The following is a 15,822-nucleotide window of genomic DNA, read 5'->3' as shown; positions in this document are numbered from 1 at the left end:
CGCGATGGGCATCGGGAGCGGGTCAGTGGCCGGGCGAGCCGGTCGTCGTCAGCGTCTTGTCCGGAGCCGGCTGCTTCACGCGATCCTCGACGTAGCGGCGCACCGCGTCGGCGGCGACTTGCGCATCGGCGCCGCCGTACGGCACGGGCGCGACCAGATCTTCCGGCCGCGCGAGCATCGTCGCGAGATTCGTGTAGGTCGCGCAGCCGAACGGCACGCCGGGCCGTCCGAACCCCGCATCGACGAGATGCGACGGCTGCATCAGCTTCGCACAGTCGGGCGGCACCGCGTGCACGCCGTCGAAGCCGATCGCGCGCGCATCGGGCAGGTTGAGCGGCGGCGGCGCCGAGAAGCAGCCCGCAAGCACCAGTGGCGGCAAGGCGGCGACGATGGTTCGAACTCGCATGCGCGCTCCTCCGGTCAGTACACGAAGCCCGCGGCGCCGACGAGGCGCGGCGTGTCGCCCGTCAGCAGGTCGAGCCCGAGATTGCGCTGGATCGCGAACTCGAGATCGCTGCTCGGCCGCGCGACGGTGTCGAGCGCCTGCTCGAGCTGGCCGGGGCCGGTCGGCTGCACGATGTACGGCGTCACGATCACGACGACCTCGGTCTTGTTGTCCTGGAAGTTCTTCGACGAAAACAGCCGGCCGATGATCGGCAGCCGGCCGAGCCCCGGCACCTGCGCCACGGTATCCGCCGTCTGGCTCTGCAGCAGCCCGCCGATCGCGAAGCTCTGCCCGCTCGACAGCTCGACCGTCGTCTCGACGCGCCGCACCGAGAGCCCCGGCACCCTGACGCTGCCGGTCGTCACGCTGTTGTTCGAATCGACCTCGCTCACCTCCGGGCGCACCTTCAGGCTGATCCGGTTGTCGGCGAGCACGGTCGGCGTGAAGTCGAGCGACACGCCGAACGGCTTGAACTCGACCGTGATCGCGCCGGTGTTGCCGGCCTGCGCGACCGGAATCGGAATTTCGCCGCCGGCGAGAAAGCTCGCGGTCTGCCCGGACATCGCGGTGAGATTCGGCTCCGCGAGCATCGTGATCAGGCCTTCCTGATCGAGCGCGTCGAGCACGACGTCGATCGACCAGCGCCCCGCGCGGAAGCCGCCGAGCACCGAATACGCACCGGTCGGCGACAGGTTGAACACCTTGGTCGTCGGATCGAACAGCGTGCGGCCGCTGAGCAAGCCGCCGAAGAAGTTGCCGGCCGAGCCGAGCGAGCTCCAGTTGATGCCGAGCTGCTGCGTGACGTTGCGGCTCACCTCGGTCACGCGCACGCGCAGGTTCACCTGGATCGGGCGCGACAGCGTGAGCCGGTTGACGATCTTTTCCTTGTCGTTGATGTAAGGCGCGAGCGACTGCATCACGGCGTCCGCGTCGGCCGCACTCGGCACCTTGCCCGACACCATCAGCGAGCCCGGCGCGCCGGACACCGACAGCTTCAATTGCGGAAAGCGGCTGTCGAGCACCGCCTGCAGCGACGCGGTGTCGACCTGCACGATCACCGTACGGCGCAGGATCGGCCGATGGTTCGCGCCGAGCGCGATCAGCGTGGTGGTGCCCGCCTTCTTGCCGAACACGAACACGGTGCGCGGCGATGGCACCTGGATGTCCGCGATGCTCGGGTCCGCGACGAACATCGCGGTCGCGGGTTCGGACAGCGACAGCATCTCGCCCTTGCCGGTCGCGATCGACAACGCCGCGCCGGCGTCCGCCGCGCTCGCGCGCTGCGCGAGTGCGACGCCCAGCGCGACGATGCAGGCCAGGCACCAGAAAGCGATCCAACGAACCATGCGCACCATGCGTGTTCCCGTCAAATGCCGGCCGCCGGGCGGCCGGCCCGAATCGTCACTGCTCACTGCGGCGCCGCGATCCGTGGCACCTGCGCCGTCGCATCCGCGGCGACATTGCCGCCCGGGGGCGCCGCGGGCGCCGCCGGCGCAACCAGCGTGCCCATCCAGCCGGACGGCAGCGGCGGCAGGCCCGGCGTGCCGGTGCCGCTGCCGTGCGACCCGTCGTCGACCGACGAGCCGCGATAGATCACGACCGTATTGCCCTGCGGCGCCGGCCGCGTGCCGGCGTCCGTTCTCGCGGGCGGCGCCAGCTGCGCACGACGCGCCGCGCGCGACACGTCGCCGGCCCACACCGGCGGCGTATCGGGCTCCGCTTCGTCGCCGCCCGCCGCCTGCCGGCGATCGCTCGTCGCGAAGCTGCGCAGCGACAGCGACAGCGAGCCGAGGCGCGTCGCGACCAGCACGACCTGCGCGGTGCGCGGCGCGACCTCGAGCGTGACCGTGCGCGCGCGGGCCGGCACGTCCGGCGCACTCGCAGGCGTCTTCGCACGCTGGAATTCCGAGCCGACCGCGAGCACGCGCGCGCGCCGCACGACCGTCTCCGCTTCGAACGTGCCGGGCGTCGTCGCGGAACCGCCGATCTCCTGCGTGAGCACCACGTCGACGAAGTCGCCCGGCTGGATCAGCCCCGCATTGCCCGACACGTCGTCGACCGGCACCGAGATCGCGCGCATGCCGGGCTGCAGCGCGGCCGCGAGAAAATCCGGCGCGGCGCCCGGAATCACGTTGTCCGCACGGATCGGCGCGCCGGCGTCGACACGATTGCGCAGCAGCGCGCCTTTCAGGTCCGCGCCCGGTTGCGACTCGACGAACGCACCGGCCGGCACCTGCGTGCGCGGCATGCGCTTCCACGCGAGATCGTTGTCGCGCAGCAGCAGCCCTTCGGGCAGGTCCGCCGCCGCGACGCGCACGCGTACCTCGGCCGCTTCGCCGGGCACCGGCGGCGTCGACGCGGCGACATACAGCTGGCGCAGGATGAACGCGCCGATCGCGGCAGCGATGATCAGCACGGTCATTCTCAGGGGTTTGGGCATGGCGGCGTGCGTCCCCGGTCTAGGCAAGCGAAACCGCGTGAGGGAACGGCGCCCAGACGGCCAGCGCCCCGCCGAGCGCGAGCGCGATTCCGTACGGCACGCCGCGCGTCGCAATCGTACGCGCCGGCGCGGCGCGACGCTGCCATGCGACGGCCGCCAACGCGGCGAGGCCGCACGCGGCGCCGCTCGCACCGACGATCGTCAACACCGGGAACGCGAGCGCCGGGCCGGCCCACAGGAATACCGCCGCCGCGAGCTTCACGTCACCGCCGGCGATCCAGCCCGCGTGACGCAGGCCGGCGAACAGCAGCAGCATCGCCACGGCGGTCGCCACGTGACCGGCGACGTGCGCGAGCCCTTCGCGCGCGAGTGCCGCCGCAACGAAATACAGCATCGCGAACGCCAGCACCGCGCGATTGGACAGGCGCCGCGCGCGCACATCCTGCGTCGCGAGCGACACCAGCACGAGCGTCGCCGCCGACTGTACGAGAAAGAGCATCGGAGAGCCGTCCGTCGGCGCGCCCCGGCTGGATACGTCGTACCGCTGCGGATCCGTGTGTTCGTCGGCGGCGCGCGGGTTCAGGAGATCAGATCAGCGCAGTGACCTTGTTGATCAGCGCGGTGAACACGGCCGGCAAGCCGCCGGATGTACTGCTGAGGATCACCCCGACCGCCGCCAGTGCGACCACGACGATGCCGGCCAGAACCGCGTACTCGAGCGAGCTGACGCCGCGTTCATCGCGCAGCAAGGTCTTGACGTATTGCAGCATGACAACCTCCGTGTGACGGGGTCGGTGATCGACCGTTGAGTGAAAAGAAGCGGCGCTGCTTCGGTGGCACGCACGGCGTTTTCGCCCATTCATGACTCATGCGGCAGCCCTGTCGTCGGGCCATGCGCATCCCCCGGAATCCATTCGATCGCTGCAACGCGCGATGGTCGGCAATGGAATCCGCCGCGACATGCGCGCGCTTGTTGCATAACTGCATTGGCACAATGCAATTCACACTGATTCGTCTAGGGTATAGACAATTTTTTCGGCGATTTCAAATTATTTAGCGTCGGAGTGCATTTATGGGCGGCGCCCTTCAGCGATGAAATTCGCGCATGCCATTTGCCGCTTTTCAGCATGATGCAACAAGCCCGGCGCGGCGTGCAGTAAGAATGTTAATAACGGGATGCATCGTTGCCGACGCCGTTGCAATTCGATGATTTTTATTCAGTTTTCCGATATGCCGCGTGATTTACCTGCCCGACCTTGAAACGAACTCGCGCGTGCGTTTCCCGGCATCTTTTTCGTGCGCGCCGACATGATCCGGAAAATTTTGCGCACCCGATCGCATTGCCCGATCCGGATTGGCGCCGCTGTCACCGACGCTCGGTTCGCCGCCGATCGGCGTGCGGAATCCGCACGCCGCGCTCCCCCGTCTCGCCATTTCCAATCGGCGCCACGCGTGATTTGCCAACCCGAAACGCGGCGATAAGCATAGTTCAAATCGTTGCTTGTCCCGCGCCCGAGGCGTCCTCCAGAATGGTTCGACACCCTCCGGCCCGATTTCGACTCCTCACCATCCGACGCACCATGATCGACCGATTCCCGTCTCCACTGCGCCTGCTGCGATCGCTGCTGATCGCGTCCCTCGTCGCGTTGCCCGCTGCCGCCGCGCACGCCGACAAGCCCGCCACGATCCGCATCGGCGTCGCCCAGCAGGGCACCGGCGATCCGCCGACCTTCGGTGGGTCGAGCGCGGCCACCGCGCAGTTGCAGCAACTCGTCGAAAAGGAATTCGCGGCCGACGGCATCAAGGTGCAGTGGCTGTTCTTCAAGGGCGCGGGCCCGGCCGTCAACGAGGCGATCGCCAACAAGGCGCTCGACTTCGCCTACCAGGGCGACCTGCCGGCCGTGCTCGCGCGCTCGAACGGCATCAGGACGCGCCTGCTGCTCGCCGCGAGCGTGCGCTCGGGCGTGAAGATCGCGGTGCCGCCCGACTCCGGCATCCGTTCGATCACCGACCTGAAGGACCGCCGCGTGTCGATCTTCCGCGGCACGAACCTGCAGCTCGTCGCCGACAACGCGCTCGCGAAGAACGGCCTCGGCGAACGCGACCTGCGCGTGATCAACCTCGACTCCGCGAGTTCGCTCGCCGCGCTCGCGTCGAAGGGCATCGACGCGTCGGTGGGCGACTATCAGTTGTACAAACTGCGCGACGCGGGCCTCGCGAAAATCATCTACGAATCGCAGAACGACGGCCCGCAGTACACGCGGCAGACCCACCTGCTCGTGCTCGACGACTTCGAGCACGCGCATCCGGACATCGTGCAACGCGTCGTCAACGCGCTGGTCAAGGGTGCGCAATGGTCGTCCGACGAAGCGAACCGCGATGCGCTGTTCAGGCTGTGGGAAAAAAGCGGCGTGCCGTATACGTCGTGGCAGGCCGACTACGCGAACCAGCGCCTGAAGGACCGCCTGTCGCCGCTGATCGATCCGTTCCTCGTCGCGCGCTACAAGGCCGTCGCGCAGGACGCGCTGAAGCTGAAACTGATCCGCCAGCCGGTCGACGTCGACGGCTGGTTCGAGCCGAAGTATCTCGACAACGCGTTGCGCGCGCAGCACCTCGAGCACTACTGGCCGCGCTACGACGCGGCCGGCAAGCCCCTCTCCTGACCCGGACCCGCCCGATGAGCGACACCGCGATCCCGATTCCGTCGTCCGATTCGCACGCGCGCGCCGCGCCGTCCCGCGCGGCGGCCGCGAAACGCGTGGCGTGGCTGCTCGCGCCGTGGGCGCTGCCCGCGCTGCTGTTCGTGTTGTGGACCGTCGGCAGCGCGCGCGGCTGGATCGCACCGCAGATCCTGCCGCCGCCCGCGCACGTCGCCGACTCGCTCGCCGAACTCGCGGCCAGCGGCGATCTCGCGCGCCACACGCTGATCAGCCTGCAGCGCGTGCTGGTCGGCTTCGCGGCCGGCACGCTGCTCGGTTTCGCGACCGGCGCGGCGCTCGGCCTGTCGCGCACGCTCGAAGCCTACGTGCTGCCCGGCTTCAACGCGCTCGTGCAGATTCCCGTGCTCGGCTGGCTGCCGTTCCTGCTGCTGCTCGTCGGCGTCGGCGAGCCGCTGAAGTACCTGCTGATCGCGCATGCGGCGCTCGTCCCCGTGACGATGAGCACGCTGCAGGGGTTCCGCCAGGCGCCGCCCGCGCTCGATGAAGCCGCGCGCGTGTTCGGCTATACGCGCCGCCAGCGCATCGTCCACGTCGTGCTGCCGGCCGCGATTCCGACGCTCGCGACCGGCGTGCGGCTCGCATTCACGAAATCGTGGCTCGCGCTCGTCGTCGTCGAACTCGTCGCGTCGTCGGAAGGGCTCGGCTACCTGATCGTGTACGGGCGCCAGCTGTTCCAGCTCGATCTCGTGATGGCGGCGGTGATCGTGGTCGGCGCGGTCGGCCTCGCGATCAACCGGCTGCTCGACGCGCTCGAAGCACGGCTGCGCCGCGGCGTGCCGTCCGCATTCCGCGGTTGAACCCGATTCAAGGATTCTCCTCCCATGCCGCTTGACGCCACGTCCGCATCGGACGCCCCATCGCCCGCCGTCAGGATCGCCCGTCGCTTTCCCGTGCCCGACTGGCGCGGTTTCGTCCTGCCGCTCGCCACGCTCGCGCTCTGGTGGGCCGTGTCGCCCGCGCACCTCGTCAAGAGCGGGCTGCTGGTCGGCCCGGCCGACGTGCTGCACACCGCGTGGACCCAGACGACCGGCGGCGCGCTCGCGCGTGCATTGTCGGCATCGCTCGCGCGCGAAGCGTGCGGCTTCGCGATCGGCGCGACCGGCGGCCTGCTGCTCGGCACCGCGCTCGGGCTGTCGCGCATCGCCGCGCGCATGGTCGGCCCGAGCTTCGACACGTTCAAGCAGATCTCGCTGTTCGCGTGGATTCCGCTGATTTCCGTCTGGTTCGGCCTCGGCGACGTCGCCAAGGTGGTGTTCCTGTCGCTCGCCGCGCTGCTGCCGGTCGCCGCGCATACGTGCGACGGCATTCATGCGGTGCCGCGCACCTACGTCGACGTGGCCCGCGCGCTGCGTTATTCGCGGCTTCAGCTGGTGCGCCACGTGATCCTGCCCGCCGCGCTGCCGTCGATCTTCACCGGGCTGTATCTCGGCCTCATCTACTCGTGGCTCGCGACGCTCGGCGCCGAGTACCTGCTCGTCGCGGGCGCCGGGATCGGCAACACGCTGATCGACGGCAGCGAGCAGTTCCGGATGGATCTCGTGCTGTTCGGGATCATCGTCGTCGGCGCGACCGGCTGGGCGCTGAACGCGGTCGCGCGCGCGATCGAGCGCAAGGTGCTGGCCCGGCGCGGCGAGCTGCGCCGCTGATCGCCCTCTTCCTTCCCGTTGCTACCCTTTCCGCCATGACGACTCCCGCTTCCGATTCGCTCGATATCCTCCACGTGAGCAAACGCTATGCGCAACGCGGCGCGTCGCTCGCCGTGCTCGACGACGTGTCGCTGCACGTGCGTGCCGGCGAGTTCGTCACGATCGTCGGCGCGAGCGGCTGCGGCAAGTCGACTTTGCTGCGCCTGATCGCCGGGCTCGATACCGACTACGCTGGCGAAATCCGCGCCGGCGACGAAACGGTGCGCGACACGTCGCTGCAGCGCGGGATCGTGTTCCAGGATCACCGGCTGTTCCCGTGGCTGACGGTTGCGCAGAACATCGAGGCAGCACTGCGCAATGCGCCGCTCGACGCGCCGGCCAAACGGCGCGCGGTAGCCGAGCACATCGCGCTCGTCGGGCTGAACGGCTTCGAGCATGCGTACCCGAACCAGCTGTCGGGCGGCATGGCGCAACGCGTCGCGATCGCGCGCGGCCTCGTGAATCGCCCGCGCGTGCTGCTGCTCGACGAACCGTTCGGCGCACTCGATGCACAGACGCGCGCGCGGATGCAGAACGAACTGCTGCGCATCTGGGAACAGGAACGCATCACGATGGTGCTGGTCACGCACGACGTCGACGAAGCCGTGTATCTCGGCGATCGCGTCGTCACGATGGCGCCGCGCCCGGGGCGCATCGAGCGCATCCTCGACGTCGCGTTGCCGCGGCCGCGCCGGCGCGACTCGCCGGAATTCGCGCGGCTGCGCGACGCGGTGCTCGCCGATTTCGACGATCTCGAACCGCCCGGCAACGGCGGCAGCGGCAGCCGGGCAAACCGTGACGAGGCGCTCGATGCGCACCGGATCGGCGCATGGCGGCTCGCGTGGTGATGCGCTCACGCGGCGGGCCCGATGCCGCGCGCGAAACGCTCAGCATGCCGACACATATCGATCATCACGGCGCGCACTAAGGTTGTGACGATTCATCGGTTCCGGTTCCGCGCGGTCCCTGCTTGAATGGAGACTCGATCGACCCGACCCAGGAGACTCCCGATGTCCGAAGTCCAGCACGCCGCTCACCCGTCATCGCATGCTTCGCACGCCGCCGCGCCGCGCACGGCCGCCGTCCCGCTTCAGCTTCGCCAGGTCGCCGGCCGGATCGGCGCCGAAATCGCCGGTGTCCGGCTGTCCGGCACGCTCGACGATGCGACGTTCGACGCGATCCAGGCCGCGCTGCTGCGCCACAAGGTGCTGTTCTTCCGCAACCAGGGCCATCTCGACGACACCGCGCAGGAAGCCTTCGCGCGCCGCTTCGGCGAGACGGTCGCCCACCCGACCGTGCCCTCCGTCGACGGCAGCGCGCACCTGCTCGAACTCGATTCCGCGCACGGCGCGCGCGCCAATTCGTGGCACACCGACGTGACGTTCGTCGATGCGTACCCGAAGGTGTCGATCCTGCGCGCGGTCGTGATTCCGCCGTTCGGCGGCGACACCGTGTGGGCCAACACGGCGGCCGCATACACGCATCTTCCCGAGTCGCTGCGCGCGCTCGCCGACACGCTGTGGGCGGTGCACACGAACGCGTACGACTACGCGTCGACGCACGTGCATGCCGACGACACGCAACTGAAGCGCTACCGCGAAGTGTTCACGTCGACCGTCTACGAAACCGAACATCCGGTCGTGCGCGTGCATCCGGAGACCGGCGAGCGCACGCTCGTGCTCGGACACTTCGTGCAGAAGATCAAGGGGCTGTCGTCGCAGGATTCCGCCCATCTGCTGCAGGTGCTGCACGAACACGTGACGCGCCTCGAGAACACCGTGCGCTGGAACTGGCAGCAAGGCGACGTCGCGATCTGGGACAACCGCGCGACGCAGCACTACGCGATCAACGACTACGGCGATGCGCGCCGCGTCGTGCGTCGCGCGACCGTGCACGGCGACGTGCCGGTCGGTATCGACGGCCGCCGCAGCGTCGTGCTGAAGGGGCCGGGCGCGACGCTGCAATGACGTTCGCCGCACGGTGGCGGCTTCGGTCGCCACCGTGCCGGCGCCACCCTGCCTTCCCGCCTTCCCGACCGGAGGATCCGACCATGACCTTCCCGCCACCGGGCCGACGCTTGCATGCGCAACGATGTCGCCGTCCGTTCGCCCCGTTCACTTCCTCCAGGAGCGTCGCATGAGCGCCCTACCCGTACCCGCCGCCGAGCCGGTCGACGTGATCCCGCTGTCCGCCCACATCGGCGCCGAGATCCGCGGCATCGACCTCACCCAGCCGTTGACCACGCCGCAGATCGCCGCGATTCGCGCCGCGCTGCTGAAATGGCGCGTGATCTTCTTCCGCGAGCAGTTCCTCACGCACGAGCAGCACGTCGCGTTCTCCGCGCAGTTCGGCGAGCCGACCGTCGGCCACCCGGTGTTCGGCCACGTCGACGGTCATCCGGCCGTCTATTCGATCGCGAAGCATCGCAAGGCGACGCGCTTCGAAGGCGAGCCGGTACGCCGGCCGTGGACGGGCTGGCACACCGACGTGACGGCCGCCGTCAATCCGCCGTGGGCGTCGATCCTGCGCGGCGTGACGATTCCGCCGTACGGCGGCGACACGCACTGGACCAACCTCGTGCGCGCCTATGAAACGCTGTCCGCACCGCTGCGCGACTTCGTCGACGGCTTGCGCGGCATCCATCGCTTCACGCCGCCGCCCGGTGCGCGCGCGACCGGCGCATTCGACGAAGCCGTCGAGCGCCGCCCGCTCGTGACCGAGCATCCGCTGGTGCGCGTGCATCCGGAGACCGGCGAACGCGCACTGTACGTGAGCCCGAGTTTCCTGAAGTCGATCGTCGGGCTGACGCCGCGCGAGAGCCAGGCCCTGCTCGAACTGCTGTGGGAACACGTGACGCGGCCGGAATTCACGATCCGCTTCAAGTGGGAGCCGCGCAGCATCGCGTTCTGGGACAACCGCGCGACCGCGCATCTCGCGCCGGTCGACATCTTCGATCTCGACTTCGATCGCCAGCTCTACCGCACGACGCTCATCGGCGACGTGCCGGTCGGCCCCGACGGCCGGGCGTCCGTCGCGCTCGAGGGCTCGCCGGTCGAGGCAGCGGCCGCGGTCGCGCTGAACTGACCGCTGTGTCGACAGCCGGCGCATCCGCGCCGGCTTCCTGCCTCAATCCAGCCACACGCCGTCGAACCGGTGCCCGCCGAGCGGCGAGAACGTCAGCCCGTGCACGCGCTTCGAGATCGGCAGCGACACGATCGACGTCGCGATCGGCGTGAACGGCACCTGATCCTTGAAGACGACCTGTGCCTGCTCGTAGAGCGACGTGCGTTTCGCGACGTCCGAGTTCGTGCGCGCCGCGCTGACGAGCCGCTCGAAATCCGCGTTGCACCACTTCGCGAGATTGCTGCCGTGCACCGCCTCGCAGCCGAGCAGCGTGCCGAGCCAGTTGTCGGGGTCGCCGTTGTCGCCCGACCAGCCGTACAGGATCGCGTCGTGCTGCCCGTCGCGTTTCGCGCGGCGATTGTATTCGCCCCACTCGTAGCTGACGATCTTCGCGCGCACGCCGATCTTCGCCCAGTCCTGCTGGATCAGTTGCGCCATCAGCTGCGCGTTCGGGTTGTAGGGGCGCTGCACCGGCATCGCCCACAGCGTCAGGTCGAAGCCGTTCGGGAATCCCGCCTGCGCGAGCAGCGCCTTCGCCGCGGTCGGATCGCGCGGCGCATCCTTCAGGCGCGGGTTGTACGACCATTGCGCGGGCGGCATCGGGTTCGTCGCGATCGTCGCGTCGCCGTTGAACACGGTCTTGATGATCGCCGTCTTGTCGATCGCGATGTCGAGCGCGCGCCGCACGTCGACGCGATCGAGCGGCGGATGCTGCGTGTTGTACGCGACGAAGCCGACGTTGAAGCCCGTCCCCGAAAACAGCGTCAGCTTCGGATCGCGCCGCACCGTCTCGAGATCGGCCGGCCGCGGGAACACCGACACCTGGCACTCGCCGGCCGTGAGCTTCTGCAGGCGTGCGGCCGGATCGGGCGTGATCGCGAACACGAGATGCGCGAGCTTCACGTCGTCCGGCTTCCAGTAGTCGGGATTCGCGTCGTAGCGGATCACGGCGTCCTTCTGGTACGCGCGCAGCTGGAACGGCCCGGTGCCGACCGGGAGCTGGTTGATGTCGGCTTCGCGATGGCGCGCCGTCAACTGCGACGCATATTCGGCCGACAGGATCGACGCGAACGCCATCGCGAGATTGCGCACGAACACGACGTCGGGCTGCTTCAGCACGAAGCGCACCGTATCGTCGTCGAGCTTTTCGATGCGCTCGATGTTGCGGTCGAACCCGAGGTCGCTGAAGTACGGGAAACTGACCGGGTAGGCCTTGCGGAACGGATCGTCGGGATCGAGCATCCGGCGGAACGTGAACACGACGTCGTCCGCCTGGAACGGACGCGTCGGCGTGAACCACGCGGTCGTCTGGAACTTCACGCCGCGCCGCAGGTGGAACGTGTAGACGCGCTGGTCGGACGACACGTCCCAGCTCGTCGCGAGCGACGGCACGAGATCGAGCGTGCCGCGCTTGAACTGCACGAGCCCGTTGTAGACCGTGTACGTGCTCGCGTCGAAATCGGTGCTGGTCGTGTGCTGGCCCGGATCGAAGCCGGCCGGGCTGCCTTCGGTGCAGTACACGAGCGTCTTGCCGGCCGGCGCCGCGAACGCGTGCGTGACCGTGCCGGCGAGCAGCAGCGATGCGGCCACGCCGCGCAGCACTGCAACGGCAACGGAGGTCTGCCGCGCACGATGCGCGGCCGATGAAACGAATGGAATCTTCATGGTGGCGGTCAGGGAAGGACTGTCATGCGAATGACGACCGCCGATCTTCGCGCGCCGCCCGCCGATCGCTTACCAATTAATTCCGCGTTGCTTATCGCCGCGGATGCATCCCGCTGCCGCCGCATGGAAACGTCCGCGCGAGCACCGCGGACATGCGTGCGAATGCCGCTGCAGCGGCCCGCCCCACGTCGTGCATCGACGCCGTTCGCGATCCGTCCTTCCGGCCCCCTGCAGGTTCTCCGGAATGGGCGCATCGTATCGGTTGGTCAACGCCGGCAGCGGTGCGCGGGGATACGCCCGGCGCACGCGTTCCGGCGCGGCGTGCCTGCCGGCGCGCCGCCCCTTCCCGGAGGACCCACGATGTCGCTCAACCCCGCTACGCCCTCTCGTCCCGTGAAGTCGCCGGGCCCCGATCATCCGATCACGATCGAACCGCACCCGTCGCGCGTCGTGGTCAAGGTGGCCGGCAAGATCGTCGCCGATACGCGCCGTGCGCTGGCGCTGCGCGAAGCCAGCTATCCGGCCGTGCTGTACGTTCCGCGCGAGGATGCCGACATGGCGCTGCTGCAACGCACCGACCATGCGACGTACTGCCCGTACAAGGGCGATTGCGCGTACTACTCGATTCCCGCCGGCGGCGAACGCTCGACCAACGCGGTGTGGACGTACGAGCATCCGAACCCGGCCGTCGAAGCGATCCGCGCGCACCTCGCGTTCTATCCGGATCGCGTCGACGCGATCGAGGAAAGCCCGCTCGGTACCGATTGAGCGCGGCGGCGCGCCGGCGGTCACGTATTGTCCGCCCGCTGATTTGCATATGCGGATTCGTTGGTTGGCCGCTGGCCCGCGCGGCCGTATCGTCGTGCATCCGGCGCGGGCCGGCCGGCTGCGCGCATCGCCCGCATCCGGCTGCGTCCCGTGCCGAGCGCGCTGACAGCCCGCGCGACCCGTGAACCCGCCAGCAGGACGCCTCGATGAACGACCTACCGCACGCAGATCTTGAAACGACCCCGGCAAACCCGCGCCGCCGCCAGTGGCTGCACGGCGCGGCCGCCGGACTGGCCGGGCTCGCGCTCGGCCCGCTCGCGGGCATGCCTGCACTGGCCCAGGGCAGCGACAAGCGGCTGCGCATCGGTTTCCAGAAATACGGCAACTTCGTCATACTCAAGGCGCGCGGCACGCTCGAGAAGCGGCTCGCAAGCCAGGGCGTGGCGGTCCAGTGGCTCGAATTCCCGGCCGGTCCGCAATTGCTCGAGGGGCTGAACGCCGGCGCGATCGACGTCGGCACGGTCGGCGAAACGCCGCCGATCTTCGCGCAGGCCGCGGGCGTCGATTTCGTCTATATCGGCAACGAACCGCCCGCGCCGCACGGCGAGGCGATCGTCGTGCTGCCCGATTCGCCGATCCGCACCGTCGCGCAGCTGCGCGGCAAGAAGGTCGCGTTCAACAAGGGTTCGAACGTCCACTACCTGCTCGTGAAGGCGCTGGAGCATGCGGGCCTCACGTATGCCGACATCCAGCCGATCTACCTGACGCCCGCCGACGCGCGCGCCGCGTTCGTGCAGCGCAACGTCGACGCGTGGGTGATCTGGGATCCGTACCTGGCCGCGGCCGAACGGCAGCTCGGCGCACGCGTGGTCGCGGACGGCGACGGGCTCGTGCGCAACACGCAGTACTACCTCGCCGCGCGCAAGTATGCGACCGCGCAGCCGCAGGTGCTGCGCACGCTGCTCGAGGAAGTCGACGCGGTCGATCGCTGGGGGCGCGACCATGTGCCGGAAGTCGCCGCGCAACTGTCGCCGCTCGTCAGCCTCGATGCGCCGACGCTCGAAGTCGCGCTCAAGCGTGCCGGCTACGGCGTGCAGCCCGTCTCCGATGCGACGCTGGCGTACCAGCAGGGCATCGCCGACGCGTTCAGCACGCTGAAGCTGATTCCCGGCAAGGTGACGGTCGCCAACGCGCGCTGACGCACCGCTGCCGCGACGCGTTACGGCGAACGCGTCGCGCCGATCCGCCGCCATTCGTCGTAATCGGTGACGAGACCCGCGTCGTCGACCGCGATATCGGCCGCATACGCGCCGCTCTCGTAGCGGTACACGTGCTCCGCCGTGCGCGCATAACGCTGCTCGCCGCGCACGATCTCGAACGACGGAAAACGCAGCCACGCGGTATGAATGACGGCCGATGCGCCGACCGCCAGCCCGAGACGCCGGATCGGCAGCGTATTGGTCGACGGACTGAAGCCGAGATCGATGTCGGTCGCGCCCGCGAGGGCCGGCGCTGCGCCGCCGTCGATCGTCCAGTGCCCCGCGTCGCATTCGATCGCGAGTTGCCCGGGCGGCGCTGCGCCGAGCCAGTATGTCACGCGCACCGAGCGCGTCAGCCAGTCGGTGCCGCACACGATCGCATAGTCGATGCGAAACGGCGTGCCGTCGATCGCGCCCGCCACCGCGCCCGACAGGTCGATGCCCGCACGCGCCTCGGCGAGCCGGCACCATTCGGCCGCCTGCCAGGTCTGCGCGATCTGCCATGCGACGCAGCGCGTGCGCGCCGCTTCGTCCCGTTGCGTCATGTCGGCTCCCGTCGATCGCATGAGCCGGATTTTCGCTCACGGCGTCGATGATCTCACGGCCTTTGTCTGGCGCGTGCCTTCGTACCGATACCGAGTATCGGCTCGTCGCGCACCTTCGGTACCGGTCCTGCTTTGGTACCATCACCGCTCGGCATCACCCGAACCGGACAAGGGGCGTGATTTCATGGATTTGCTGGCGACGATGCGCATCTACGTGAGGGTCGTCGAGCGCGGCACGATGTCGGGCGCGGCACGGGATCTGGACATGGGCCAACCGGCCGTCAGCGAGCGCATCGAAAAGCTCGAAAAACGTCTCGGCACACGTCTGCTGATGCGCAGTGCACGTACGCTCACGTGCACCGACGAAGGCCGCATTTTCTACGAACACAGCAAGGCGCTGCTCGAAGCGGCCGAAGCGTCGATCGCATCGGTATCGAAAACGGAAAACACGCTCGGCGGCACGATCCGGCTCGCCGCGCCGCAATGCTTCGGCGAGGTCGTGATTCCGCAGGCGCTGATGCATATCCGCACCGCGTATCCGCAACTGCACATCGACCTGGTGCTGAACGACAACATCGTCGATCCGGTCACGGAAGGCGTCGACATCTCGATCCGCCTCGGCCAGCTCGACGACGGCGGATTCGTCGCGCATCCGCTCGGCCAGGTCGACCGCGCGCTCGTGGCCGCGCCCGCCTATCTCGACCGCTACGGCCCGATCGAAACGAAGGCCGATCTGGCGAACCACCCGTTCATCCGCGTCAAGGGCATCTTCGCGAACGAGCAGTTGCCGCTGCGGAGTGAAGACAAGACGCTCGAATACGCGCGGATCCAGACGGTGATGACGACGAGCCACTGGCGCCCGATGTTCGACACGATCCTGGCCGGCGGCGGCATCGGCGTCGTGCAGGCGCCGGCCTGCGCCCATGCGCTCGCGCACGGCAGGCTCGTCGAGATCCTGCCGCAATACACGATTCCCGCATTCGCGCTCAACGCGCTGGTCCAGGCGCAACGGCCGCTGCCGCCGCGCGTGCGGGTCGTCGTCGATCTGCTGAAGAAGGAGATTCCGGCGCTTTTGGACAGAAGCAAACCCTGAGCGCGCACACCCGCCCGAGTGGTACCGTCTGCTTTCCGGATAACCGAAGCCTCGCCTCGAAACCCGTCCGTCGATTCGA

16 protein-coding genes are annotated in these 15,822 nt (G+C 68.8%); 9 read left to right on the top strand and 7 right to left on the bottom strand.

The genetic code is table 11. The annotated features are described in order from the left end of the window. Positions 1–22 precede the first annotated feature (22 nt). From PL79_RS06200 to PL79_RS06180, 5 genes are all read right to left on the bottom strand, one after another. Positions 23–406, bottom strand: a complete 384-nt coding sequence (locus tag PL79_RS06200; RefSeq protein WP_044843870.1) for a CpaD family pilus assembly lipoprotein — start codon at positions 404–406, stop codon at positions 23–25. Positions 407–420: 14 nt separating this feature from the next. Then, complete coding sequence (locus tag PL79_RS06195) at positions 421–1,800, bottom strand: type II and III secretion system protein family protein (RefSeq protein WP_044843869.1); 1,380 nt, start codon at positions 1,798–1,800, stop codon at positions 421–423. Positions 1,801–1,853: 53 nt separating this feature from the next. Continuing rightward, complete coding sequence (gene cpaB, locus PL79_RS06190) at positions 1,854–2,885, bottom strand: Flp pilus assembly protein CpaB (protein WP_044843868.1); 1,032 nt, start codon at positions 2,883–2,885, stop codon at positions 1,854–1,856. 19 nt (positions 2,886–2,904) lie between these two features. Beyond that, positions 2,905–3,384 (bottom strand): prepilin peptidase, encoded by a 480-nt coding sequence (locus PL79_RS06185; protein WP_044843867.1) that lies wholly within the window; start codon positions 3,382–3,384, stop codon positions 2,905–2,907. 88 nt (positions 3,385–3,472) lie between these two features. Continuing rightward, positions 3,473–3,655, bottom strand: a complete 183-nt coding sequence (locus PL79_RS06180) for a Flp family type IVb pilin (protein WP_044843866.1) — start codon at positions 3,653–3,655, stop codon at positions 3,473–3,475. 810 nt (positions 3,656–4,465) lie between these two features. Between PL79_RS06180 and PL79_RS06175 the strand changes: the two genes are divergently transcribed. The 6 genes from PL79_RS06175 to PL79_RS06150 all read left to right on the top strand — a co-directional run bounded on the left by PL79_RS06175 (position 4,466) and on the right by PL79_RS06150 (position 10,374). Further along, the gene (locus PL79_RS06175; RefSeq protein WP_044843865.1) at positions 4,466–5,548 is read left to right on the top strand and encodes an ABC transporter substrate-binding protein; all 1,083 of its coding nucleotides are present in this window, start codon (positions 4,466–4,468) and stop codon (positions 5,546–5,548) included. Between the two features lie 14 nt (positions 5,549–5,562). Further along, a complete protein-coding gene (locus tag PL79_RS06170) occupies positions 5,563–6,402 on the top strand; it encodes an ABC transporter permease (RefSeq protein ID WP_044843864.1) in 840 nt (279 codons plus the stop codon). A 24-nt stretch (positions 6,403–6,426) separates the two neighbouring features. Further along, the gene (locus PL79_RS06165; RefSeq protein ID WP_044843863.1) at positions 6,427–7,251 is read left to right on the top strand and encodes an ABC transporter permease; all 825 of its coding nucleotides are present in this window, start codon (positions 6,427–6,429) and stop codon (positions 7,249–7,251) included. A 35-nt stretch (positions 7,252–7,286) separates the two neighbouring features. Continuing rightward, complete coding sequence (locus PL79_RS06160) at positions 7,287–8,138, top strand: ABC transporter ATP-binding protein (protein WP_044843862.1); 852 nt, start codon at positions 7,287–7,289, stop codon at positions 8,136–8,138. Between the two features lie 162 nt (positions 8,139–8,300). Then, complete coding sequence (locus PL79_RS06155; RefSeq protein WP_044843861.1) at positions 8,301–9,257, top strand: TauD/TfdA dioxygenase family protein; 957 nt, start codon at positions 8,301–8,303, stop codon at positions 9,255–9,257. A gap of 169 nt (positions 9,258–9,426) precedes the next feature. Continuing rightward, positions 9,427–10,374: a TauD/TfdA dioxygenase family protein gene (locus PL79_RS06150; RefSeq protein ID WP_044843860.1), complete on the top strand. Its 948-nt coding sequence runs from the start codon at positions 9,427–9,429 to the stop codon at positions 10,372–10,374. Positions 10,375–10,416: 42 nt separating this feature from the next. Here PL79_RS06150 and PL79_RS06145 read toward each other — a convergent pair whose 3' ends face one another. Next, positions 10,417–12,078 (bottom strand): ABC transporter substrate-binding protein, encoded by a 1,662-nt coding sequence (locus PL79_RS06145; protein ID WP_044843859.1) that lies wholly within the window; start codon positions 12,076–12,078, stop codon positions 10,417–10,419. Between the two features lie 360 nt (positions 12,079–12,438). On the opposite strand from PL79_RS06145, the gene PL79_RS06140 reads away from it, so the two are divergent. Both PL79_RS06140 and PL79_RS06135 read left to right on the top strand, forming a co-directional pair. Continuing rightward, the gene (locus PL79_RS06140; protein WP_044843858.1) at positions 12,439–12,846 is read left to right on the top strand and encodes a DUF427 domain-containing protein; all 408 of its coding nucleotides are present in this window, start codon (positions 12,439–12,441) and stop codon (positions 12,844–12,846) included. A 206-nt stretch (positions 12,847–13,052) separates the two neighbouring features. Further along, on the top strand, positions 13,053–14,045 hold the full coding sequence (locus PL79_RS06135; RefSeq protein ID WP_044843857.1) for a sulfonate ABC transporter substrate-binding protein: 993 nt from the start codon (positions 13,053–13,055) through the stop codon (positions 14,043–14,045). A gap of 20 nt (positions 14,046–14,065) precedes the next feature. On the opposite strand, the gene PL79_RS06130 is transcribed toward PL79_RS06135, so the two are convergent. After that, the gene (locus PL79_RS06130; RefSeq protein WP_044843856.1) at positions 14,066–14,650 is read right to left on the bottom strand and encodes a putative glycolipid-binding domain-containing protein; all 585 of its coding nucleotides are present in this window, start codon (positions 14,648–14,650) and stop codon (positions 14,066–14,068) included. A gap of 184 nt (positions 14,651–14,834) precedes the next feature. Here PL79_RS06130 and PL79_RS06125 point away from each other — a divergent pair, with 184 nt between their 5' ends. Next, a complete protein-coding gene (locus PL79_RS06125; RefSeq protein ID WP_044843855.1) occupies positions 14,835–15,743 on the top strand; it encodes a LysR family transcriptional regulator in 909 nt (302 codons plus the stop codon). The last annotated feature ends 79 nt before the right edge of the window (positions 15,744–15,822 follow it).

The sequence above is a fragment of the Burkholderia sp. USMB20 genome (assembly GCF_000949135.2).
GTDB lineage: Bacteria > Pseudomonadota > Gammaproteobacteria > Burkholderiales > Burkholderiaceae > Burkholderia.
The sequence above is the reverse complement of the archived record's forward strand: the minus strand, read 5'-3'. Positions and strand labels throughout refer to the sequence as shown.